Origin of the sequence: Winogradskyella sp. A2 (genome assembly GCF_046762865.1) — a bacterium.
Lineage (GTDB): Bacteria > Bacteroidota > Bacteroidia > Flavobacteriales > Flavobacteriaceae > Winogradskyella.
The window spans coordinates 543,079-566,632 of the sequence record NZ_JBKQXM010000002.1; the positions used below are offsets into that span (position 1 = coordinate 543,079).

A 23,554-nucleotide genomic window follows, 5' to 3' on the forward strand; every position below is an offset into this window, starting at 1 on the left:
TATAAAAATTAATGTGCCTCTAGCCAATTATCTCCAATATCTAATTCTACATCAAGAGGGACTTCTAACTTGTAGGCGTTTTCCATTTCGGATTTGATTAGCGTTTTCATTTCCTCCAATTCAGGTTTGTAAATATCAAACACTAATTCATCATGAACTTGCAAAAGCATCTTTGATTTAAAGTCCCCTTTATTAAGTTTATCATGAATTCTTATCATAGCGATTTTAATGATATCTGCCGCACTACCTTGTATTGGTGCATTAACAGCATTTCGTTCTGCTGCTCCACGAACCACAGCATTACGAGAATTAATATCTTTTAAGTAACGACGTCTTCCTAAAACTGTCTGCACGTAACCATTGTCCCTAGCAAAATCGACCTGATCCTGTATGTAAAGTCTAAGTTTAGGATAGGTAGCATAATAGGTGTCTATTAGCTCTTTAGATTCACTTCTTGTAAGATTTGTTTGATTACTTAAACCGAATGCCGAAACACCATATATTATTCCAAAATTCACAGTTTTAGCATTCCCACGTTGTTCCCTAGTAACTTCTGAAATAGGGACATTAAATACTTTCGATGCTGTCGACGCATGAATATCCTCACCATTTTTAAAAGCCTCAATCATGGTTTCTTCCTTGCTAAGCGCGGCAATAATGCGAAGCTCAATCTGAGAATAATCTGCCGCTAATAATGTATAATTTTCATCTCTTGGGATAAATGCTTTTCGTACTTGGCGACCTCTTTCAGTTCTTATAGGTATATTCTGCAAATTTGGGTTGTTACTACTTAATCTACCTGTTGCTGCAACCGTTTGCATATAATCGGTATGAACACGACCTGTTAATTCTTCAACTTGAAGAGGTAACGCATCTACATAGGTACTTTTTAATTTTGCCAATCCTCGATAATCTAGAATGTGTTGCACTATGTTATGATCTTTAGCCAAATAGCTCAAAACATCTTCTGCAGTAGAATATTGACCGGTTTTAGTCTTTTTTGGCTTATCTACCAGTTTCATTTTTTCAAATAGAATGATACCAAGTTGTTTAGGTGATGCGATGTTGAATTCCTCTCCAGCGATGTCATAAATTTTCTTTTCAAGAGTAATGATGTCATTGTTTAACTCCTCTGCCAAGGAATTTAAAAATTCAATATCTAAATTAATGCCTTCAAGTTCCATAGATGCTAAAACACGTAGTAATGGAATTTCAATTTCATCAAATAATTTTTTGGTATTGGCTTCACCTAATTCTTTTTCAAAATGTTCTTTTAGTTGTAAAGTAATATCTGCATCTTCAACAGCGTACTCTGTTTGTTTCTCTAGTGGAACATCTCGCATAGATAACTGATTCTTACCTTTTTTTCCAATTAGTTCTGTTATTGAAATAGGTGTGTAGTTAAGGTATGTTTCGGCCAAGACATCCATATTATGGCGCATATCTGGATTTATCAAATAATGTGCTAACATGGTATCAAACAATTGGCCTTTGACATCTATATTGTACTTGGCTAATACTTTAATATCATATTTTAAATTCTGACCAATTTTTTCAATATTCTCATTTTCAAAGAATGGTCTGAGTTCTTCAATTAATGTTTGCGCTTCTTCCCTGTCTTCAGGAAAAGGAAGATAAAACCCCTTGCCAGTTTCCCATGAAAATGCAATACCAACCAATTCTGCTATTAATGGATTGAGACCTGTAGTTTCAGTATCAAAACAGACAGATGATTGATTCATCAAGTTTTTTATGAACAGTTTGGTTGCCATACCAGGAGCTACACTTTGGTACAAGTGTGAACTTGTTTCAGCTGTTCTACGTGAGTATTCGTCTATTTTTTCAGTATCTGTAGAACTATCTCCTCCAAACAATGAAAACTGACCTGCACCTGCCGCTTTTTGTTCTTTAGGAGTGGACTTTGACTCGGTTTTTTCTTCTACAGTCGTTTCATTACCATTTGAAGAGTTATCCGTACTAAATGTTTTTAAAAAATTTTCTGTTAACCGCCTAAATTCTAAATCTTGAAAAATTTCTTTCACTTTCTCAATATCAGGATGATCTAGCTCAAAATCTTTTGCATCAAAATCAACAGGTACATCGAGCATTATTCTGGCTAATTCTTTCGATAGTTTACCTAGTTCCGCATTAGCTTCAACCTTTTCTTTCATTTTGCCTTTCAACTGGTCTGTATTAGACAATAAGCCTTCCATACTTCCAAATTGATTAATAAACTTTTTGGCTGTTTTTTCACCAACACCTGGTAAACCAGGAATATTATCACTTGCGTCACCCATCATGCCAAGAAAGTCAATAACCTGATCTGGAGTTTTAACTTCAAATTTTTTCTGAACTTCGGGTATTCCCCAAGTTTCATAACCACCACCAAAAACTGGCCTATACATAAAAATATTATCCGTGACCAATTGAGCAAAATCCTTATCTGGCGTCACCATAAATACTTTATAGCCTTCTTTTTCTGCCTGTCTTGATAGTGTACCAATAACATCGTCTGCTTCAAAACCTTCTTTAACCATAATAGGGATGTGCATGGCCTTTAGAATTTCATGAATATAGGGTACAGCAGTTTTTATCCCTTCTGGTGTTTCGTCTCTATTGGCTTTATAGGCTTCATACATTTCAACGCGGTCTGCACTACCACCTTTGTCAAAGCAAACAGCTAGGTGATCTGGTCGCTCTCGTTTAATAACATCTAAAAGCGAATTCATAAAACCCATAATAGCTGAGGTGTCTTCTCCTTTTGAATTAATTCTTGGATTTTTTATAAAAGCATAATAACCTCTAAATATTAAGGCATAAGCATCAACTAAAAAAAGGCGTTTTTGATCTGACATGAATAATAATTTTGAAGTCTATAAAACTACGAAAAGTTAAGGGTTTATTTCAAAAGCAATTTGTAATTTTCCACATTCAAAATTAATATATGAACACATTCTCAATTGCAATACATGGAGGAGCAGGTACTTTAGTTAAAGGTCTCATGACTGCAGAATTAGAAGACCATTATAGAAACGCCTTAAAAGTTGCAAGAAATGCAGGCTACGACATTTTAGAAAGTGGAGGTTCGGCATTAAACGCTGTTGAAACTTCGGTTAAGCTATTAGAAGATTCACCTTTATTTAATGCAGGTAAAGGCAGTGTTTTTACTGCTGAAGGCACCCATGAAATGGATGCAGCAATTATGGAAGGTGAAAACTTAGAAGCAGGAGCAGTATCCTTAATTACTGGAATTAAAAATCCGGTCGCTTTAGCTCGTGATGTGATGGAGAAAAGCTACCATGTGTTTTTAGCTGGCGAAGGGGCCATGAGATTTGCTAAAAATCAAGGTTATGTTATAGAATCTCCTGAATATTTCTATGATGAAGTGCGCTATCAACAATGGCAAGGTATTAAGGATAGTGATTCATTTCAATTAGATCATAGTGTTAAAAAAGACGGAAAATTTGGTACCGTTGGTGCCGTAGCTTGCGATCAATACGGTAATATAGCTGCAGCAACCTCAACTGGTGGTATGACTAATAAAAAATGGGGACGTGTTGGAGATTCACCAATGATTGGTATTGGAAACTATGCAAACAATAAAACTTGCGCCGTGAGTTGTACAGGAAGTGGTGAGTTTTTTATTAGAGGTGTTGTAGCATATGACGTTTCTTGTTTAATGGAATATAAAGGGCTATCATTAAAAGATGCCACTAATGAAGTGATACATAAGCGTATATTAGAAATTAATGGTGATGGCGGATTGATTGCGGTTGATGCTGAAGGAACTATTGCCATGCCATTTAATACTGAAGGAATGTATCGTGCTTGTAAATCCTCTAATGGGCAAGAAGAAATTTCAATATATAAATAATGAAATTATAACCATAAGGACATACTAACACATTAAAATAATACCATAGAGCGAGATTGACAACTAAAGTCAATCAATATGAGATAGAATTAGGTTTACTGTTCATACCTTAAGGCTCTTATGATTAGTATTAGAATGACAAGAAATCCAAAAATATATGCCGAAAATTTTAAAGTTTGGTGAATTAATGTGGGCTTAACTTTTGTGATAACTTCTAATTTATAACCAAGTTTACTCATAGTTACAATTCGTATGTTTTCAATGCCATTTATGGTCAAAAATTTCCTTAAATCAGATATTGCTTTTGTTACCGATTGATTGCTTACAACAATATCTTCCCAGACCAAAGACATTAGTCGTTCTCTTTCTATAAAATCGTTTTTGTGAATAAGTAAGACGTAAAACAATGTTTTTAAACGCGGTTCCATAAATACTTCAATACCATTTCTGTTCGTAATGCTTCCTTCTCTATAGTTAAAAAGGTAGGGTGGAAATTCTATAGTTTTTTGAATTGTACGATCAATGTCTTTCATCTTAATTTCACCAATTTTTCATTTTTTATTCAATGGCTTTAGATATTTTATTTTCAGATTTGAGTTAAAATAACAAGATAATGAAAAAAAGAAACATAATTATTAGCTGGATACTTCGAGGATTAGTTGCACTTGGTTTATTAATGGCGAGTCTTGGTAAACTCACAAATAATCCATCAGTTATAGAAATGTTTAATAATTGGGGATTTCCTGATCGGTTCTATTTTATTATTGGAATAATTGAAATTACACTAGCTGTTTTATTGTTGATTCCCAAAACTCTAAAACCCTCAATTATTGGAATTGTTGTAATATTAATTGGTGCTAGTCTAACTCATATAATAAATGACCCTCTAAGTCAATTGATTAGACCACTTATCTTTTTCATACTAGTGGCAATAATATATAAGTTGAATTTTATTACAAAGAAGGAAATTATATAAAATCTGCTTCAATAGGTAAAACAGTTACAGTTCTATTTTTTATAGAATATTGATCACCATTAGATAAGACATGAACGGTAAGATTTGCCATGGTCATAGGTGTACCTTCTTTAAGTATTTTTTCGTTATTATGTGTTAATGTACTACCATCAAAAACGATAACCATACCAGAGCCTATTACGGTACATTCATTACCATTTTTAATTATCATTCCAGTATCTTCAGCTAGACCAAACCCTAGTAATTCAGGATGTTTAGCAACGGCTTCAGATTGTCTTCCAAAACGGCCACGACGAATAAAATGGGTATCAATTATTAATTCAGGAATTAAACCCAATCCGTTATACATATTTACGGCACCTTTTATAAAGGATTCTGTAGCGCTTCCTCCAGCAATCATATCATTTGCCATTGCCATAGCTCCAGCACTCGTACCAGCAATTACAAATCCTTCTTCATCTTTATATCGATCTACTAATAATTTATGAATTGTGGTTCCACCAATCTTATCTGTAATTTTAGATTGATCACCACCTGAAAACATAACACAATTTGCGTTTTTTATGAGTGCAATGGCACGTTCAGATTCAGAATCTTCTTTAGAACGGATATCTAAAATTTCAATATTTTTACACCCTAAAGTAGCGAATGCAGTTAAATAATTTTCACCCACTTCAATAGGTATACTCGATGCAGTAGGTATTACTACAATATTTGCTTCAATACCACCAGCTTCTTTAACAACATGATATAGGATACCTTCCTCAATAAATTCGAGAGTGTACATTTCTTCTTCTTCAATACCCTTGTCTTCATTTCCCCCTATAGGTATTAATGTTCCCTTAATCTTCTGCATAACTTTAATCTCAAAATATTGGGTAAAAATAAGCCAAATTTTCTATTGAAAAATACTATATTTATAATCTTTCACTAACTAATAATCAACCGGAATGGAAATTCGAAGTATAAATGCAATGCGAGGACCAAACTATTGGTCGGTCAGAAGACATAAACTAATTGTAATGGTTCTTGATCTCCAGGAAATGGAGGACTTACCCTCTAATAAAATAGAAGGTTTCCCAGAACGATTAAAAACTATGTTTCCAAGTATGTTTTCGCATCGATGTTCAGAAGGTTGTGAAGGAGGTTTTTTCATGCGTGTTGATGAAGGGACTTGGATGGGTCATATCATTGAGCATATTGCATTAGAAATACAAACGTTAGCTGGTATGGATACTGGTTTTGGAAGAACTCGTGGTTATGGTGAACATGGTGTTTATAATGTGGTGTTTTCTTATATGGAAGAATCCGTAGGTCGGTTTGCAGCTAAGGCAGCAGTGAGGATTTGTGAGGCATTAATTGCTGGTGAAGATTATGATTTGTCTGATGATATTCAAGAAATGAGAGAGCTTCGCGAAGCTGATCGATTAGGGCCAAGTACTGGTTCTATTGTTGCAGAAGCCGAAGCAAGAGGAATCCCTTGGATAAGATTAAATAAATATTCGCTTTGTCAACTCGGATATGGAGCCAATCAAAAGAGAATTCAAGCAACAGTAACCAGCGAAACCAGCAGTATAGGTGTAGAATTAGCTTGCGATAAAGAGGATACCAAGTTCTTGTTAGAACAAGCGGAAGTTGAAGTGCCCAAAGGTGATATTATTCGTCGTGAGCGTAGTTTAGAAGATGCATGTAATTACGTTGGTTATCCTTTAGTGATTAAACCTATTGATGGTAATCATGGCCGTGGAATTACGGTAGATATAAATAATTATGATGATGCTTTAGTTGCCTTTAGACATGCAAAAGATAGTTCTAAAAGTGGAGCTATCATTGTTGAAAAGTTTATTACAGGTGAGGACTATCGATTGTTAGTGATAAATAATCAATTAGTGGCTGGGGCTATAAGAACTCCTGCTCATGTTATTGGTGATGGAAAATCAACAATACAGGAACTTATTGATAAAGTAAATAGTGATCCAAGACGCGGTTTTGGTCATGAAAATGTATTAACTCAAATTACGGTTAATGAATTAACCAAAACCATTATAAAAGATGCAGGCTATACTTTAGAATCTGTTATTGATGAAGGTGAGCGATTAATTTTAAAGGATACGGCTAATTTGAGTACCGGTGGAACTGCTGAGGATATTACAGATATTATCCATCCGGCAAATGTGAGTATGGCAGAACGTATTTCTAAAATTATAGATTTGGATATTTGTGGTATTGACATTATGACTACGGATATATCTAAGCCACTATCTGAAACAAGTGGTGCTGTATTAGAAGTTAACGCCGGACCAGGATTTAGAATGCACTTGGCACCAACTTCAGGATTACCACGTAATGTAGCAGCACCAGTAATTGACAAACTTTTTCCAATAAAAGGCGATACAGGACGTATTCCGATTATTGCAATTACAGGAACTAACGGAAAAACTACAACGTCTAGATTGGTGTCTCATATAGCTAAAATGAAAGGTTATCGTGTAGGATATACTACAAGTGATGGTGTCTATATTCAAAATAGATTGTTAATGACTGGGGATTGTACAGGACCTGCAAGTGCAGAGTTTGTACTTAAGGACCCTACAGTTAATTTTGCTGTATTAGAATGTGCTCGCGGTGGATTGCTAAGAGCTGGATTAGGATTTAAAAAATGTGATGTTGCCATTGTAACTAATGTTGCTTCAGATCATTTAGGTCTTAAGGGGATTAATACTATTGAACAATTAGCAAAAGTTAAAGGTGTAGTGCCAGAAACAGTCTTACCAGATGGTTATGCTATTTTAAATGCGGATGATGATTTAGTTTATGATATGCGCAGAAGTGTGGATTGTAATGTCGCTTTATTTTCAATGGACGAAAACAATCCTAGGATTAAAGCCTTACAGCGTTTAAATGGAATTACAGCTGTTTATGAAAATGGTTATGTGACTATTTGTAGAGGAGAGTGGAAAATGCGATTAATGAAAGCTGAGAATATTCCGTTGACTTATGGTGGAAAGGCAAAATTTATGATTCAAAATGTTCTTGCTGGTATTTTAGCGGCACATGTTCAAGGTATTAGTATTGAAGATATGAAAGCTGGTTTAGAAACCTTTATTCCTTCTGCCTCACAAACTCCAGGAAGGCTAAACTTATTTGAGTTTAACGATTTTAATATTTTATTAGACTACGCACATAATGCAGCCGGAATGCGAGCACTACAAAAATTTACAGATGAATTAGAAGCAACAGTTAAAGTGGGCATTATTGCTGGTATTGGAGATCGTAGAGTTGAAGATAATAATGAAATGGGAAGAATAGCTGCTGAAATGTTTGATGAAATTATTATACGGCAAGACAAGCGCTTGCGAGGAAAAACGGAAGAAGAACTCATTAAGATGTTAGATGATGGTATTAAGATGAAGGATCCAAATAAGAAGACTACAATCATTCCATCTGAAAAAGAAGCTATAACATATGCGGTTAAGAATGCCGTTAAAGGATCACTAATAATTTTATGTAGTGATGTTGTACCAGATGCCCTAGATTTAGTAAAGGAATTAAAAGAGAAAGAATCTAGAGGAGAATTAAATCTTGTATAATAGAAAATACTAGAATAAAAAAAGCCGAAACTAATGTTTCGGCTTTTTTAACTATCTATAATATACTCTTAGCAAAGTTTTACTGTTTTAGTTTTAATCTGAAGACTTTTTCTATAAGCCTTAATGCTTATGATTTCTACATTCTTCTTACGGTTGATTTTTAAAAACTTAGCTTTTGCCTTGGCAGAAATAATTACTTTCTTAGCAACTGGCTTTTCTAGGTTTAAAGTTTCAACAAGTTCAGTCTCGTTATTAACTACAGTATCCTGTTGAGCGAAGCTCGCCAGAGACATTGTTAAAAATAATATGATTACTAAACCTTTTTTCATAATTGTTTGAAGTGTTTATCTATTAACTTCCACACAAATATGCATCAAAGGTTAGGTTCAGGCTTAAATTTTTGGACGAATCAAGGCGATAATTAGATAACGTGTAATCGGTTGTAAAAAACATCGACGAAATACACAATTTAGGCTTGTAGCCCTTTAAAAGTGGTAATTTTAAGGATGATTTAAGTACAATTTCGGATGAAATACAGAAGATTTACAAAAACATCGATGAAATGCACTAATTTAGCCTGTATCCCAATAAAATTAAGGATAAAAAATGACACAAAATACGCAAAACTCATACCTTAAGCTATTTAATAGGCAAAAAGAGAATCAATATAAAGTTGCGCAAACATCTTATAATCAGAGAATTAAGAAGTTAAATGCACTTCAACGAGCGATAGAATTCACTTATCGAGAGGAGATAAATGATGCCTTGAATAAAGATTTAGGTAAACCAAAGGTAGAGTCTGAACTGTCAGAAGTGTATCAGATTATTGGTGATATTAAGTATGTAAAGAAGCATTTACATAAATGGATGCGAAAGCAAAAGGTTGAAACACCTTTGTCCATGTTAGGATCTAGTTCGTATTATATTTATGAGCCTAAAGGGGTATGTTTGATTATTTCACCGTGGAATTTCCCCTTTAATTTAACCTTCGGGCCATTGATTTCTTCTATAGCAGCTGGAAATACCGTGGTTATAAAGCCTTCGGAGATGACACCACATTCCTCTGCTTTAATGGCCACCATAATAAAAGATTTGTTCGATGAAGATGAGGTTGCATTAGTAGAAGGTGAAGTTGAAGTCTCAACAGCTTTATTAAAACTACCATTTAATCATATATTCTTTACCGGTTCACCTAATGTTGGAAAAATAGTAATGACTGCTGCAGCTAATCATCTCGCTTCAGTTACATTAGAACTGGGAGGTAAGTCACCAACCATAATTGATAAAACCGCAAATATTAAAAAAGCTACCAAGAAGATTGTATGGGGCAAATTTTTGAATGCAGGACAAATTTGTGTATCACCAGACTATATATTAATAGAAGAGGGTGTTAAAGAAGAATTTATAAACTCATGTAAAACATGGATTAAACATTTTTATTCAAATGAACCTAAACAGTCTGAATCTTATGCAAGAATTGTAACTCCCAAACATTTTGACCGGTTATTGTCGTACTTGGAGAATGCGAAATCATTGAATGCAAATATTGTCGCTGGAGGAGAACATGATAAGGCAAGTAAATTTATTGCACCAACAATAGTTACTGATTTAGATAAAGAAGCATCCTTGCTTAATGAGGAAATATTTGGTCCTATTATGCCGATTATCTCTTATAAAAAACTGGAAGAAGCTATAGATTTTGTGAATTCAAAAGAACGACCACTGGCATTATATGTTTACAGTAAAAGTAAAACTAATATCAAAAAAGTTATAAGTAATACTAGAGCTGGTGGTACTTGCATAAACAATAATGTAATACACTATGCCAATCACAACCTACCATTTGGAGGCACAAACAATAGTGGTATTGGAAAAAGCCATGGTTTTTTTGGTTTTAAGGCTTTCAGTAATGAACGTGCAGTTGTAAAACAGCACTTTTTTGGTGCTACAGAATTTTTGTTTCCACCATATACAAGTTTTAAGGAAAAAATAGCAAAGCTTACTATTAAGTGGTTTTAAGCTTTGTTGAAGTAGTCTGATTGTATTTGTTCATTAACTCCATTTTGAAACTTCGTCATACTAAACCATTGATGTATGGAGAAGCTTCCTGTTTCGCCTTTTTTGTTAACAGCAATATAGCCTACTTGAAAGGCTTTGTAATTACTGTTTGGTTTTTTCACAATTCTACTTATGGCTTCCTCACAAGCTTCTTGCGGTGTTTTTCCTTGGCGCATTAATTCAACCACTAAAAAGCTACCAACTGTTTTTACAACTTCTTCTCCTAGGCCAGTAGCAACACAACCTCCAACTTCATTATCTACAAATAATCCAGAACCTATAATTGGCGAATCTCCAACACGTCCAGCCAATTTATAAGCCAAACCACTTGTTGTACATGCACCAGAAATATCCCCATTATTGTCAATCGCAAGCATTCCAATGGTATCGTGGTTTTCAATATTGATAATGGGTTTATACTCACTTTTTACCTTCCATTCTTCCCAAGCTTTTTTAGAAGCTTCGGTTAATAGGTCTTCAGGTTCAAATCCCTTTGAAATTGCAAATTGTTTTGCACCTTCACCTGCAAGCATAACGTGAGGTGTATCTTCCATTACTTTTCTAGCCACTGAAACGGCATGTGTAATATCTTTTAAATAGACCACGGCACCACAGTTACCATTTTTATCCATAATACAGGCGTCTAGAGTAACATTGCCATCTCTGTCAGGTAATCCGCCTTTACCTACGGATTGTCCTTTTTCATTGGCTTCTTCTACCATACAGCCTTGTTCCACAGCATCAAGAGCATTTCCACCAGCCTCCAATACTTCCATGGCTTTGGTAGTAGCATTTTCTACATGCCAAGTAGCAATGACTAATGGTAAATTATTCTTTGTATCAACAACTGCTGTATTTTCCTCGTTTTTAGAAGTTGCTTCAGCACAATGAATAAGTGTTGAGCCAACTGCTAATCCTGCTCCAGTTAATGAGGCATTTTTTATAAATTTTCTTCGATTCATGCTGTCTCTTTTTTAGAATTTTTATAACCATACCATAATATATAAGCATAGCATATGATGATAAACATTAGGGCTGTTTTAAATCCAACATTATCTACAAAATTTCCATACAAAGGAGGTATTATCGCACCACCAACAATAGCAGTGCACAATAGTCCAGATGCTTTTGGTTTAAGCTCGCCAATACCATCAATGGCCAAGGTAAATATTGTAGGGAACATTATTGAATTAAACAATCCTACTGCCAAAATACTCCACATACTTACCAAGCCAGTTGTGCTTATTGATATAATAATGAGTGAAATAGCTAAGGTTGCAAAAATGCCTAACACCTTGCCTGGTTTCATTATTCTTGTTAAGTAAGAACCTACAAAACGGCCTATCATGGCGCCAGACCAATAGAATGTCACAAAAACACCAACAATTGCCTTATTGTCATTTTCTGCTAATCCAGAATTCAAAATTCCTTCGGCAATTGTAGTCATAAATCCATGTTCTTTTATAACCTCAACAAGATTCATGTCTAAGAAGTAGTTAACGAGATAACTGCCAATGGCAACTTCAGCACCTACATAAAAGAAAATACCCAATACACCAAGCATCAAGTTTTTTTGTTTAAAGGCTTCAGCATAAGTTCCTGTAGAAGTTTCACTTATTAACTTAGGAAGTTTCGCAAAAAAGAATATTCCAGCAATTAATAAAATGAAAACAGCCAGTCCAAGGAATGGATTTTGTACTGCAGAAGCTTCTGTAGCCAAATAAGTTTCTTTTGCCGATTCAGAAAGTGATGCAATTTCTTCTTTAGTTTTAATGGTATCGCTTAAAATAAAAAGTGCACCAACTGCAGGTGCAATAGCAGTACCTAAGGAATTAAATGCTTGTGATAAATTTAATCGGCTTGATGCACCTTCTTCTGATCCTAAAACGGCAACATAAGGATTAGCAGCCACTTGCAAAATGGTCATTCCACCGGCTAGAATAAAGTAAGCCAACATAAATATTCCGAAGACACGATAAGATGCAGCAGGATAAAATAACAAGCATCCTAAAGCCATGGTGAATAGCCCTAAGATAATACCACGTTTATAACCAATTTTTGACAGGATATAACTTGCAGGAATAGATAACAAGAAATAGGCGCCAAAAAATGCAAACTGTACCATACCTGCTTGGAAATAGGTTAGTGTAAAAAGTTCTCTTAGCCTAGGAATCAGAGAGTCTACTAGAACTGTAATAAAACCCCATAAAAAGAACAATGTAGTTAATAGAATAAATGATGAGCGATACGATTTAGTTTGATTCATTGTTAGTTAGTTTAATCATTTAATAGATATTTCATCAATAAAAATCCAGCTTTTACCATCCATAGGATGGCCAATATGCCATTGTGGTAAATTACCTAGTTTATTGGCAATGACTTTGACATATCTGTATTTCTTTGACGGAATATTAAATTTTGTAGTAATTATTTCAATATCACTATTCTCTGTTGTAGCTTCAATTCTTATACTCCCACCTGCAAATGTTTGAAAGTTTAGACCATCAGCTGAAACTAAACAAGTAACTTTTGTAGGATGAAATATCCATGCACCTTGATCTCTTAAAAAGTTTATTGAAACGTTTTCAATTGTTTTCTGACTTCCTAAATCTACTGTGGCAATGACATCAGTATTCCAATAGCCTTGCCAGCTGCCGGTTCTGTAATTTTTAGTACTTCTAATACCATCTATTAGTGCATCGTTTCCTCCAGCTGAATATTGATTGGCATATTCGCTTTCTAGGGTAATGCTAAGATTTGGATCTATCTTGTAAAATGGTGTGGTTAAAACAGGACTTTTTAGGTCACCTTTTTCTGAATATAATTTGACTTCAGTATCTCTTGTAATGGTGAATGCTTTGTTATAAAGTTTAAAGTCTTCATTATCCAACGCATAATAGATTTTTGCATTGTCTTCAGATGTATTCAGTACTACTTCTGTAGATCCTCTGAAGGTAATGTCACCTTTTTCAATATATGGTGATGGTAGAATGATATGGTCTTTGATTTCAGTTTTTGGTTCACTTCCATCTATACTTCCCCAAACCGCAGGATTGTCAGTCATTGAAAATTCTATAGTACCACCAGCAATAATGTCATCATGCTTTAAAAAAGTGACATCTAAATCCTTTCCATTTAGTCTTACATATTCTACATAAATATTAGTATCACTCAAGTTGTTTGCAACTATATTAAGGCTTTTACCATTTTCTTGATTTATTGTGGTTTTATCAAACAAAGGTGTTCCGATGATATAGTAGTTACTTCCTGGTGTAACAGGATAAAAACCCATAGAACTTAGTACATACCATGCACTCATTTGTCCACAATCTTCATTGCCAGAAACGCCATCAGGATCGTTTTTATATAGCTCTGTGAGTATTTGATGTACTTTCTCTTGAGTTTTATGTGGTTTGTTTACAAAATTATAGAGGTAAGCCATGTGATGACTTGGTTCATTACCATGTGCATATTGACCAATTAATCCAGTAATATCAGATTGATCACGACCCGATGTTTCTGATTTTGCGTTAAATAACTCATCAAGTTGTTCTTCTAGATTTTTCTTACCACCTAAGAGATTGATAAAGCCAGATATATCCTGTGGTACATAAAAACTGTATTGCCAAGAATTAGCTTCAGTATAATTAAAGTTGACTTCATACGGATCGAAAGGTGCAAACCAAGTATTTCTAAATCGACCTCTCATAAATTTACTCTCTGGATCAAAGACATTTTTATAATACTGTGCACGTTGAATATAGGTTTTATAATCCTCGTCTTTACCCATTGCTTTTGCCATTTGGGCAATAGTCCAGTCATCATATGAATATTCCAAAGTTTTAGAAACCGATTCACTTTCTTCATCTACTGGAATAAATCCATATTTTTTATAAGCCTCTAACCCAAATTTGTCACGAGTGGCTGAATGCTTCATGGCTTCAAAGGCCTTTTCAGTGTCATAATCTCTAATGCCTTTAAGGTATGCATCTGCCACAACGGGAACAGAATGATAACCTATCATGCAATCTGTGTAATTACCTGCCAAATCCCACATTGGCATAATACCGCCTTCATCATACTTTGCCAAAAACGTATTTATAAAGTGATTGGTCCGATCTTGCTCAATAATAGTATATAATGGATGTGCCGCTCTATAGGTGTCCCAAAGTGAGAATACGGTATAGTAATCAAAATCTGCATGATGAATTTCTAAATCCATACCTCTATAGCGTCCATCAACATCTTGATAGCGATTAGGTGCAATCATAGTATGATACAATGCAGTATAGAAATTTGTTTTATAGTCTATGTTATCACTTTCAATGATAATTTTTTCAAGTTGTTTCTCCCAGTAGTCTTGTGCGTCTTTTTTTACTTCCTCAAAAGATTTTGAACCAATTTCGGCAGTCATATTTTCCTTTGCGCCATTTTCATCAACTGCAGAAATTCCAACTTTGGTATACAAAGGCTCATTGTTAGGATTTTCAAAAAGTAAAACCGCTTTCTTACTTTTAAACTTAAAATTTTTAGATAGTGCAACACCTTCTCCATCCTCATAGACGATATCTTTAATTGGGTGTGAAAACCTGATATGATAAAATAAACGCTGATCTTTTGCCCAAGCAGATGAATGTCTATAACCACTTAATTCATAGTCATTAAACTTATTAATTTTATAGTCTAAGACTTTATCTCGATGTTGTAAATCTAAAACGACATACTGATTTTCACTTGAAGGATATTGATATTTATGGATGCCACTTCGCAAGGAAACGGTCAGTTCTACATCAATATTTGTAGAATCTAAATGCACTTTGTAATATCCTGGCTCTGCATTTTCATTTTCGTGAGAAAAATGAGCACGATACCCTTCTTTACCGTTAGCACCATTATTAAATTGAACTTTATTTGTAGGCATTAACAAAACATCACCATAATCACTTATTCCTGTACCACTTAAATGGGTATGAGAAAATCCATAAATAAAGCTATCAGTATAATGATAACCCGAGCAACCATCCCATCCTTCTAAGCGTGTATCAGGGCTCAATTGCATCATTCCATAGGGTAGTGTTGCACCAGGATATGTATGACCATGACCACCAGTCCCAATAAAGGTATTTACATAGTTAATTAAAGGTTTATCTTTTTGGGCTTCAAGAATTTTAGATGATTCGTTACAGCTTAAAAGTAAAGCAAGAACGATTAAAACAGAGAGTAGTTTAAACTTCATCAAAAAGATTGCTAAATTTAATGCATCTAATATACTAAAATGCATTTCAAGACCTTTGCTCGTAATTTCATTTTATTCATTTTAATTTCAGGTTGTCAAAATCAGCCAACAGAAGATTACAAGGTTTCGATTATACCAATTCCAAATACAATTGAAATTACTGATACGTATTTTACTTTAAATAGTAATACAGGGTTTAACTCGAATAATCAATTCCCAGTCAGCACCAATTTTTTTAATTCCTTCATTAAAACAGGAAGCGGAATTAGTCTTAAAGAAGGAGAGGATATTCAATTTTTTAAGAATGATTCTTTAGGTGCTGAGGCTTATAATCTACAAATTTCAAAATCGAATATAAGGATTGAAGCAAGTACAGATAATGGAGCATTCTATGCTTTACAAACCTTAAGGCAACTCCTACCAACGAGTTTTGAAAACAGTAGCTTTAAAGATGATGAAATTAAAATTAAGGCTGTTTCTATAAAAGATGAACCTCGATTCTCGTATAGAGGCATGCATTTAGATGTTGGTAGACACATGTATTCGGTTGACTTTATTAAAAAATATATAGATGCTTTGGCCATGTTGAAAATGAATACTTTCCATTGGCATTTAACCGAAGATCAAGGGTGGCGAATTGAAATTAAAAAGTATCCAAAATTACAAGAAGTTGCAGCTTATAGAGACCAAACCTTAGTTGGGCATTATAGCGACCAACCACATCAATTTGATGGTAAAAAATATGGTGGATTTTATACTCAAGAGGAAGTAAAGGAAATTGTTGCTTATGCACAAGATAGATTTATTACTATCATTCCAGAAATAGAAATGCCAGGCCATAGCCAAGCCGTATTGGCAGCATATCCTGATTTGGGTTGTACAGGAAAGCAGGTTGAAGTGGCTCAGAAATGGGGTGTTTTTGAAGAGATTTATTGTACAAAGGATGAAACGTTTACCTTTTTAGAAAATGTAATGGATGAGGTTTTAGAACTATTCCCAAGTAAATACATTCACATAGGTGGAGACGAAGCTCCTAAAACACGATGGAAAGATTGTAGTCAATGTCAAGCTAGGATTAAAACAGAAGATCTAAAAGATGAGCACGAATTACAGAACTATTTTATCACCAGAATGGAAAAGTATCTGAATTCTAAAGGACGACAAATTATTGGGTGGGATGAAATATTAGAAGGTGGTTTAGCACCTAATGCAACAGTAATGTCTTGGCGAGGAACTAATGGTGGTGTTGAGGCCGCAAAGGCTGGACATAGTGTGGTAATGACACCAACATCACATTGTTATTTTGATTATTACCAGTCCGAAAATGATGATGAACCTCTGGCGATTGGTGGGTTTTTGCCATTAGAAAAGGTATATAATTTTAATCCTATTCCTGAAGAGTTAACCAAAAAAGAATCAAAATATGTAGTCGGAGCCCAAGGTAATATCTGGACAGAGTATATGCCAACTCAAGATCAAGTTGAGTACATGGCTTTTCCAAGGATATTTGCTATGAGCGAGGTGGTCTGGTCTAATCCTCAACAGAAAAACTATGAGGATTTTGCATCTCGTGTAGAATACTTTCATAAACGATTAGAAGCATTAAAAATCAATTATGCTAATCACTTATATGAAATTGAGGGTAAAATGATAATAGAGAATGAAGCCTCTCTTTATGAACTAAAGACACTTTCTAAAAATAAGGCGATCAGATTTACAATAGATGGTACAGAACCCAATTTAAATTCAACCATCTATAATGATAAAATCCCTATTTCGTCATCTTTAACATTAAAATCTCAGGTTTTTGATGGTGATGCTAAACTTGGTAAAACCTTTACTCAAAACATCAATTATCATAAAGCTATTGGAGCAAAAATCACTATTGACAAAAGCCCACATAAAGCGTATTCTGGTAGTGGAGTAGAAGGTTTAATAAATGGAATAAGTGGAAGTGACTCTCGCTATGGCGATAAAGAATGGTTAGGCTTTTGGGGAGAAGATATTGAGATTACGATCGATTTGGCAGAAGAAATAGAAATCAATTCCATTGAAACACGTTTTCACAATGGAAATGGGCAATGGATTTATGCGCCTGAAGAAATAGGTTTTAGTTTTATGCTTTCAGACGGGAAAACTATAAATGATATAAAACTGATCAAAAATAAGACTGATTTATTAGTGGACTTTTCATACAAAATGGAATCTACTAAAGTAAAAAGGATTGACATTGTTATAAAGAACTATGGTGAAATACCAGTTGGTAAACAAGGCGCTGGTAACAAAGCTTGGACATTTATTGATGAAATAATTGTAAACTGATATGCTTCTAGAAATCTGTGCCAACTCATACCATTCGGCAAAAAATGCTCAAGAGGCCGGAGCACATCGTATTGAATTATGTAACGAGTTATCGGTTGGAGGCATTACACCATCTTATGGTTTAATAAAACAAATAAATGAGGATTTAAAAATTCCAGTTTATGTATTGATTAGACCCAGATCTGGAAACTTTGAGTATTCAGATGATGAGTTTAAGACAATGAAACAAGATATTAAAATATGTAAAAAACTGGGCTGTGATGGAATAGTGTCGGGAATACTTAATGAAGATAAATCTATAGATATTAAAAGAACCCAAACACTCATTGAATTATCAAAACCATTGCCATTCACTTTTCATCGTGCTTTTGATGAGGTTATAGATCCAAAAAAAGCACTAGAACAATTGATTGATTTAGGTGTTCAACGCGTTCTAACTTCTGGCCAAAAAGAAATTGCTATAAAAGGTATTGAACTCTTAGGAGAGCTTAATAAATTATCAAAAGGCAGAATACTGATTATACCGGGTAGTGGAATTAATGCCAAGAATGCCATGTATTTTAAAACTCAAGGATTTAAGGAAATTCATGCATCTGCTTCAGTAATTGTTGAGCAAAAAGAAACAATGTTTTCATCACCACAGACTGTGTCTGATCCTTATAAAATAAAAGCTATTTTAAATGCGATATAGTATTCTATTTTTAATCATTTTTAGTTTTAGTTGTGGGCCAAATCATGATGTTCCAATTACTTTAGAATTTAATAGTAATTGGCAATTCAAACAAGTCCAAGATACGGTTTGGCGTAGCGCAAAAGTGCCAGGAAATGTATTTTCTGATTTATTAGATAACCAACTTATAGAAGATCCATTTATTGGCGACAATGAGAAGGATGTGCAATGGGTTTCTGAAAATGACTGGGAATATCTTACAACATTTAGTTTAGATGAAGAAATGCTTGATAGAAATCACTTTGATTTCAATTTTGAAGGCTTAGACACCTATGCAAAAGTATACTTAAACGATAGCCTTATTCTAAAAGCAAATAATGCTTTTAGATCTTGGGAAGTTGATGTTAAACCTATTCTAAAATCTAATAATAAATTGCGATTAGTTTTTGAAAATACATCTAAATATGAAGAAAAAGCCAAGTCAAAATTACCATATGAATTACCTGCAGGAGACCGAATATTTACTCGAAAAGCACAATTTCAATATGGTTGGGATTGGGGACCAGTACTAAATACTAGTGGTATATGGAAACCTATTAAATTGATTTCAAGTAATAACTTAAGAATTAAAGATGGTTATATACATCAATTAGAGCAAAATGATTCTGTTGCCAAATTGAATTTTGAGCTGGATTTAGCTTATAGTAACATCGAAGGCTATTCATTCGAATTATTTGTAAACGATTCATTAGTTACAGTTAAGGAATACGATTTACAATATAGTCCTCAACACATTCCTTTTGAGATAAAAAATCCAGAACTTTGGTGGCCACACAATCTCGGTGATCCTTATTTGTATGATGTTAAGGTCGTAGTTAAAGAAGGACGGAAAATTTTAGACAGTATTTCGGTAAAACATGGTGTAAGAACCATTGATTTAGTAGCCGAGAATGATAGTATTGGTCAATCATTTTACTTTAAGGTCAATGGTGTACCGGTTTATGCAAAAGGTGCCAATTATATACCACAACATAGCTTTCAAAATAAGGTAACTAAGTCTCATTACGAGAAGTTATTACATGATGTTGTCTATTCTAACATGAATATGCTTAGAGTATGGGGTGGTGGCATCTATGAGGATGATATGTTTTACGACTTATGTGATGAAAAAGGGATTCTGGTTTGGCAAGATTTTATGTTTGCCTGTGCTATGTATCCTGGAGATGAGGATTTTTTAAATAATGTAAAGGTTGAGGCAGAACAACAAGTTATCCGACTAAGAAATCATGCTTCCATAGCCTTATGGTGTGGCAACAATGAAAATTCGGAAGCATGGCATCGATGGGGATGGCAAGAAGGACGAAGTGAAGCCGAAAAGGATAAAATATGGACAAATTATCTTAAGGTTTTTGATTCCATATTACCAAATGCGATTTCTAAATTATCAGAAACGGATTATTGGGAATCATCACCAAAATATGGTCGTGGTAACCCAAAATATAAAACAGAAGGTGATGCTCATGACTGGTGGATTTGGCATGATGCATATCCATTTGAACATCTAGAGGTCAACGTACCTCGATTCATGAGTGAGTTTGGTTTTCAGTCATTTCCAAGTTATGAAACCATTCGATATATAAACCAACAGGACTCTGTTTTTATTGATTCTGAGGCGTTTTTAAATCATCAAAAACACCCAAGAGGTTTTCAACTCATAGAAGAATATATGAAGCGCGACTTTCCAATACCTAACAATCCTGAAGATTATGTATATATGAGTCAGTTGTTACAAGCTAGGGGAATGTCAATGGGAATAAGGGCTCAGAGAAGGGCTAAACCCTATAATATGGGAACTTTATATTGGCAACTTAATGACTGTTGGCCAGTAGTTTCCTGGAGTAGTATAGATTATTTTGGGAATTGGAAAGCCATGCAATATAAACTGGTGCACGACTATAAAAATATACTCGTTAGTTCACATATTAAAAATGACACTTTAAATGTTTATGTGGTCAATGATAATTTGGAGGATATTAAAGACAAAATATGGGTGTCGATTAAAGATTTTAATGATAACATTATATGGAAAGATTCAAGAGAAGTAGTTGTTGAGGCTAATTCTAGCAAAATTAAATACCAATTACCTTTATCGGATATAAATTATCCCAAAGAGGAAATTTATTTTGATGCGAGATTTGATACATATAGTGAGCATTATTTTTTTGTAAAACCAAAAGATATAAGATTAAAAGAGAGTAATTTTCAAACTCAGTTTGTCAAAATGGATAATGGTATTAAAATTATCATCTGGTCAGATACATTTCATAAAGATGTATTTCTGTCCACAAGGTATGATGGTTGGTTTCATGAAAATTTCTTCGATTTATATCCTGGACAACGCAGATGGGTATACTTTAAATCTGATGATAAGAGATTAAAGGATCTTAAAACCATCGATGATCTCAAAATAACAAGCTTTAACAAATTCATAAGATAAGTGAAAAATGAGATGCTTAATTTTGAGAGTTAAAAATTTTATTATGATTCGTTGGATAATCTTTATTGTCATTATCGGGATTGCTGATTACTATGCATTTCAAACATTAAAAACGGTTACAAAGAGTAATTGGTGGTATGCATTGTATTGGGTCTTTACTATTGCGGTAATTGGGAATTTCATTTTTCAGTTTTATGGGTTTAATCGTAGCAATGGATTTTCACAGACTAATGCTTTTGCTGTTGGATTTTTAATTGCGTTAGTAGTGCCTAAACTCATTTTAATTGCAATAATGTTTACTGAAGATGTATTTAGAGTACCACAGGGTATTTACAGTTATTTTATGCAAGATGATAGTGCTAGTGGTAACCAAATGAGGCATTTCCCATCTCGCCGAAAATTTATTAGTCAAATTGGTCTTGGTTTGGCAGCGATTCCATTTGCTTCAATACTCTATGGTATGTACAAGGGGAAATATAATTTTAAAGTTTTAAAATACACTCTTCATTTTAAGGATTTACCCGAAGCTTTTGATGGCTATAGGTTAACGCAAATTAGTGATGTACATTCTGGTAGTTTTGATAATGTAAAAAAGGTAGAGTATGCTATTGATTTAATAAATGAACAACAAAGTGATGTTATTTTATTTACAGGAGACATGGTTAATAATAAAGCTGAAGAAATGACACCTTTTGTAGATATATTTAAAAAACTGAATGCAAAAGACGGGCTATATTCCATATTGGGAAATCATGATTATGGTGATTACGTACGATGGGATTCTGACGATGAGAAAAAACAAAACCTTGAAGATTTAAAAACTTTACAAAAAGAAATAGGCTTTGATTTGCTCCTTAATGAAAACAGGTTCATTGAAAAAGATGGTGAACGTATTGCAGTAATTGGTGTTGAAAATTGGGGTAAGGGTGGTTTTAAAAAAGCAGGTGATCTTAAAAAAGCGTCTAGTGATGTACATAAAGAAGACTTTAAAATATTATTGAGTCATGACCCTAGTCATTGGGAGCAACAAGTAATCAATGATGATTATCATTATCATTTAACTTTAAGTGGTCATACACACGGAATGCAGTTTGGTATCGAAATTCCAGGTTGGTTTAAGTGGAGTCCGGTAAAATGGCGTTATAAATATTGGGCAGGTGTTTATGAAGAATTAGGACAGTACATAAATGTGAATCGAGGATTTGGTTATTTAGCTTTTCCAGGACGTGTTGGGATATGGCCAGAAATAACTGTGATAGAGCTTAAAAAAGGCGAAAAAGAAGCATAATTGTAAACAATTGTTTATTTTTATATAGCTCATAATAAACGTACTGCGATTTTCTACGAGAATTTTATGTAGGTTTGTATAACTCGTTTGACTAAAACTATAACGTATGTCAAAATTTGGAGAATTAATAGATGTCGAAATTCCGGTTCTATTAGACTTCTACACTGAATGGAATGAAGAGTCCATTGCCATGCATCCAATCTTGAGAGATGTAGCGGCAGCCCTTGGCGATAAAGCTAAAGTCATTAAAATTGATGTTGATAAAAATAAAGAGTTAGCTGAGGCACTAAGAGTTAAAGGTTTACCAACATTAATTATTTATAAAAACGGTGAAATGAAATGGCGCCATAGTGGTGAACAAGATGCAGATGCGTTGATAGAAATTATTCAAGAATATATCTAAGTAAGCGCTTTAAATTTGTACCCTTTCTCCGTATAATGTTCTAAAACTTTAGGTAGTGCAAATTTTAAATTCTTGGAAGCTTTAATACTATCATGCATTACTATTATACTGCCTTCCTTAGCTGAAGAAATGATATTGTTCAAACAATCTTCTTGCCTTATTGAGTTATCCCAATCATAAGACAATACATCCCACATAATTATTTTATATCCTAATGCTTGGATTTTTTTGCTTTGATTGGCTTTGAACTTTCCGTAAGGCGGTCTAAATAATTTTGTTTTGCTAATTACATCAAATGAATTTATTAATTCTTCAGTCTTCCGAACATCTTCGATATAAAATTTAGTTTTGTGTTTCCAGCCTTTTAAATGATTATAAGTATGATTACCAATGGTGTGACCACCTTCAATAATTTTTGAAATTAGTTCAGGGTTTTCTTTAATATTATTTCCAATACAAAAAAATGTGGCATTGGCATTGTAATGAGATAATCTCTCTAACACCCAATTTGTAATTTTTGGAGTTGGACCATCATCAAAAGTAAGGTAAAGCTCCTTTTTTTGTGTTGGAATATTCCAGACCAAATTGGGAAAAAGTGTTTTTACAAATCCCGGAGTTTTGGCTGGAATAATTTGCATAA

At 34.0% G+C, this 23,554-nt stretch carries 17 protein-coding genes; 9 read left to right on the forward strand and 8 right to left on the reverse strand.

Annotation, left to right across the window (positions count from 1 at the left end; translation table 11 throughout):
• Nucleotides 1–8 precede the first annotated feature (8 nt).
• Nucleotides 9–2,855 (reverse strand): DNA polymerase I, encoded by a 2,847-nt coding sequence (gene polA / locus ACFWV9_RS05590; RefSeq protein ID WP_411894249.1) that lies wholly within the window; start codon nucleotides 2,853–2,855, stop codon nucleotides 9–11.
• Between the two features lie 89 nt (nucleotides 2,856–2,944).
• On the opposite strand from polA, the gene ACFWV9_RS05595 reads away from it, so the two are divergent.
• On the forward strand, nucleotides 2,945–3,874 hold the full coding sequence (locus ACFWV9_RS05595; RefSeq protein WP_411894250.1) for an isoaspartyl peptidase/L-asparaginase family protein: 930 nt from the start codon (nucleotides 2,945–2,947) through the stop codon (nucleotides 3,872–3,874).
• Nucleotides 3,875–3,969: 95 nt separating this feature from the next.
• Here the strand turns inward: ACFWV9_RS05595 and ACFWV9_RS05600 are convergent, their stop codons facing one another.
• Nucleotides 3,970–4,407, reverse strand: coding sequence for a winged helix-turn-helix domain-containing protein (locus ACFWV9_RS05600; RefSeq protein WP_411894251.1), 438 nt, complete (start codon nucleotides 4,405–4,407; stop codon nucleotides 3,970–3,972).
• An 80-nt stretch (nucleotides 4,408–4,487) separates the two neighbouring features.
• On the opposite strand from ACFWV9_RS05600, the gene ACFWV9_RS05605 reads away from it, so the two are divergent.
• Complete coding sequence (locus ACFWV9_RS05605) at nucleotides 4,488–4,850, forward strand: DoxX family protein (RefSeq protein ID WP_411894252.1); 363 nt, start codon at nucleotides 4,488–4,490, stop codon at nucleotides 4,848–4,850.
• Here ACFWV9_RS05605 and ACFWV9_RS05610 read toward each other — a convergent pair.
• Entirely contained in the window at nucleotides 4,843–5,706 is an 864-nt protein-coding gene (locus ACFWV9_RS05610; RefSeq protein ID WP_411894253.1) for a cyanophycinase, read from the reverse strand. The genes ACFWV9_RS05605 and ACFWV9_RS05610 overlap by 8 nt on opposite strands.
• A 94-nt stretch (nucleotides 5,707–5,800) precedes the next feature.
• On the opposite strand from ACFWV9_RS05610, the gene cphA reads away from it, so the two are divergent.
• A complete protein-coding gene (gene cphA / locus ACFWV9_RS05615) occupies nucleotides 5,801–8,440 on the forward strand; it encodes a cyanophycin synthetase (RefSeq protein ID WP_411894254.1) in 2,640 nt (879 codons plus the stop codon).
• A 68-nt stretch (nucleotides 8,441–8,508) separates the two neighbouring features.
• On the opposite strand, the gene ACFWV9_RS05620 is transcribed toward cphA, so the two are convergent.
• Nucleotides 8,509–8,769, reverse strand: coding sequence for a hypothetical protein (locus ACFWV9_RS05620; protein WP_411894255.1), 261 nt, complete (start codon nucleotides 8,767–8,769; stop codon nucleotides 8,509–8,511).
• A 277-nt stretch (nucleotides 8,770–9,046) separates the two neighbouring features.
• Between ACFWV9_RS05620 and ACFWV9_RS05625 the strand changes: the two genes are divergently transcribed.
• Entirely contained in the window at nucleotides 9,047–10,459 is a 1,413-nt protein-coding gene (locus ACFWV9_RS05625) for an aldehyde dehydrogenase family protein (RefSeq protein ID WP_411894256.1), read from the forward strand.
• Here the strand turns inward: ACFWV9_RS05625 and ACFWV9_RS05630 are convergent.
• Genes ACFWV9_RS05630 through ACFWV9_RS05640 form a run of 3 tightly spaced genes read right to left on the reverse strand, consistent with a single transcriptional unit; the run spans nucleotide 10,456 to nucleotide 15,734 of the window.
• Nucleotides 10,456–11,460 (reverse strand): isoaspartyl peptidase/L-asparaginase, encoded by a 1,005-nt coding sequence (locus ACFWV9_RS05630; protein WP_411894257.1) that lies wholly within the window; start codon nucleotides 11,458–11,460, stop codon nucleotides 10,456–10,458. The genes ACFWV9_RS05625 and ACFWV9_RS05630 overlap by 4 nt on opposite strands.
• On the reverse strand, nucleotides 11,457–12,764 hold the full coding sequence (locus ACFWV9_RS05635; protein WP_411894258.1) for a sugar MFS transporter: 1,308 nt from the start codon (nucleotides 12,762–12,764) through the stop codon (nucleotides 11,457–11,459). The genes ACFWV9_RS05630 and ACFWV9_RS05635 overlap by 4 nt, the downstream gene beginning before the upstream one ends.
• 15 nt (nucleotides 12,765–12,779) lie before the next feature.
• Nucleotides 12,780–15,734 (reverse strand): GH92 family glycosyl hydrolase, encoded by a 2,955-nt coding sequence (locus ACFWV9_RS05640; RefSeq protein ID WP_411894259.1) that lies wholly within the window; start codon nucleotides 15,732–15,734, stop codon nucleotides 12,780–12,782.
• 39 nt (nucleotides 15,735–15,773) lie between these two features.
• Between ACFWV9_RS05640 and ACFWV9_RS05645 the strand changes: the two genes are divergently transcribed.
• The 5 genes from ACFWV9_RS05645 to ACFWV9_RS05665 all read left to right on the forward strand — a co-directional run bounded on the left by ACFWV9_RS05645 (nucleotide 15,774) and on the right by ACFWV9_RS05665 (nucleotide 22,914).
• Nucleotides 15,774–18,056, forward strand: coding sequence for a beta-N-acetylhexosaminidase (locus tag ACFWV9_RS05645; RefSeq protein WP_411894260.1), 2,283 nt, complete (start codon nucleotides 15,774–15,776; stop codon nucleotides 18,054–18,056).
• A 1-nt stretch (nucleotide 18,057) separates the two neighbouring features.
• Nucleotides 18,058–18,747: a copper homeostasis protein CutC gene (locus ACFWV9_RS05650; RefSeq protein ID WP_411894261.1), complete on the forward strand. Its 690-nt coding sequence runs from the start codon at nucleotides 18,058–18,060 to the stop codon at nucleotides 18,745–18,747.
• Nucleotides 18,737–21,223, forward strand: a complete 2,487-nt coding sequence (locus ACFWV9_RS05655) for a beta-mannosidase (protein ID WP_411894262.1) — start codon at nucleotides 18,737–18,739, stop codon at nucleotides 21,221–21,223. The genes ACFWV9_RS05650 and ACFWV9_RS05655 overlap by 11 nt, the downstream gene beginning before the upstream one ends.
• Nucleotides 21,224–21,266: 43 nt before the next feature.
• The gene (locus ACFWV9_RS05660; RefSeq protein WP_411894263.1) at nucleotides 21,267–22,511 is read left to right on the forward strand and encodes a metallophosphoesterase; all 1,245 of its coding nucleotides are present in this window, start codon (nucleotides 21,267–21,269) and stop codon (nucleotides 22,509–22,511) included.
• A gap of 106 nt (nucleotides 22,512–22,617) precedes the next feature.
• On the forward strand, nucleotides 22,618–22,914 hold the full coding sequence (locus ACFWV9_RS05665) for a thioredoxin family protein (protein ID WP_411894264.1): 297 nt from the start codon (nucleotides 22,618–22,620) through the stop codon (nucleotides 22,912–22,914).
• On the opposite strand, the gene ACFWV9_RS05670 is transcribed toward ACFWV9_RS05665, so the two are convergent.
• Nucleotides 22,911–23,552, reverse strand: a complete 642-nt coding sequence (locus ACFWV9_RS05670; protein WP_411894265.1) for a polysaccharide deacetylase family protein — start codon at nucleotides 23,550–23,552, stop codon at nucleotides 22,911–22,913. The two genes, ACFWV9_RS05665 and ACFWV9_RS05670, sit on opposite strands and share 4 nt — an antisense overlap.
• Between the last annotated feature and the right edge of the window lie 2 nt (nucleotides 23,553–23,554).

Bases quoted from the DNA above. Each gene is read 5' to 3' on its own strand.
- polA (WP_411894249.1), bottom strand. From the start codon at position 2,855: ATGTCAGATCAAAAACGCCTTTTTTTAGTTGATGCTTATGCCTTAATA.
- ACFWV9_RS05595 (WP_411894250.1), top strand. From the start codon at position 2,945: ATGAACACATTCTCAATTGCAATACATGGAGGAGCAGGTACTTTAGTT.
- ACFWV9_RS05600 (WP_411894251.1), bottom strand. From the start codon at position 4,407: ATGAAAGACATTGATCGTACAATTCAAAAAACTATAGAATTTCCACCC.
- ACFWV9_RS05605 (WP_411894252.1), top strand. From the start codon at position 4,488: ATGAAAAAAAGAAACATAATTATTAGCTGGATACTTCGAGGATTAGTT.
- ACFWV9_RS05610 (WP_411894253.1), bottom strand. From the start codon at position 5,706: ATGCAGAAGATTAAGGGAACATTAATACCTATAGGGGGAAATGAAGAC.
- cphA (WP_411894254.1), top strand. From the start codon at position 5,801: ATGGAAATTCGAAGTATAAATGCAATGCGAGGACCAAACTATTGGTCG.
- ACFWV9_RS05620 (WP_411894255.1), bottom strand. From the start codon at position 8,769: ATGAAAAAAGGTTTAGTAATCATATTATTTTTAACAATGTCTCTGGCG.
- ACFWV9_RS05625 (WP_411894256.1), top strand. From the start codon at position 9,047: ATGACACAAAATACGCAAAACTCATACCTTAAGCTATTTAATAGGCAA.
- ACFWV9_RS05630 (WP_411894257.1), bottom strand. From the start codon at position 11,460: ATGAATCGAAGAAAATTTATAAAAAATGCCTCATTAACTGGAGCAGGA.
- ACFWV9_RS05635 (WP_411894258.1), bottom strand. From the start codon at position 12,764: ATGAATCAAACTAAATCGTATCGCTCATCATTTATTCTATTAACTACA.
- ACFWV9_RS05640 (WP_411894259.1), bottom strand. From the start codon at position 15,734: ATGAAGTTTAAACTACTCTCTGTTTTAATCGTTCTTGCTTTACTTTTA.
- ACFWV9_RS05645 (WP_411894260.1), top strand. From the start codon at position 15,774: ATGCATTTCAAGACCTTTGCTCGTAATTTCATTTTATTCATTTTAATT.
- ACFWV9_RS05650 (WP_411894261.1), top strand. From the start codon at position 18,058: ATGCTTCTAGAAATCTGTGCCAACTCATACCATTCGGCAAAAAATGCT.
- ACFWV9_RS05655 (WP_411894262.1), top strand. From the start codon at position 18,737: ATGCGATATAGTATTCTATTTTTAATCATTTTTAGTTTTAGTTGTGGG.
- ACFWV9_RS05660 (WP_411894263.1), top strand. From the start codon at position 21,267: ATGATTCGTTGGATAATCTTTATTGTCATTATCGGGATTGCTGATTAC.
- ACFWV9_RS05665 (WP_411894264.1), top strand. From the start codon at position 22,618: ATGTCAAAATTTGGAGAATTAATAGATGTCGAAATTCCGGTTCTATTA.
- ACFWV9_RS05670 (WP_411894265.1), bottom strand. From the start codon at position 23,552: ATGCAAATTATTCCAGCCAAAACTCCGGGATTTGTAAAAACACTTTTT.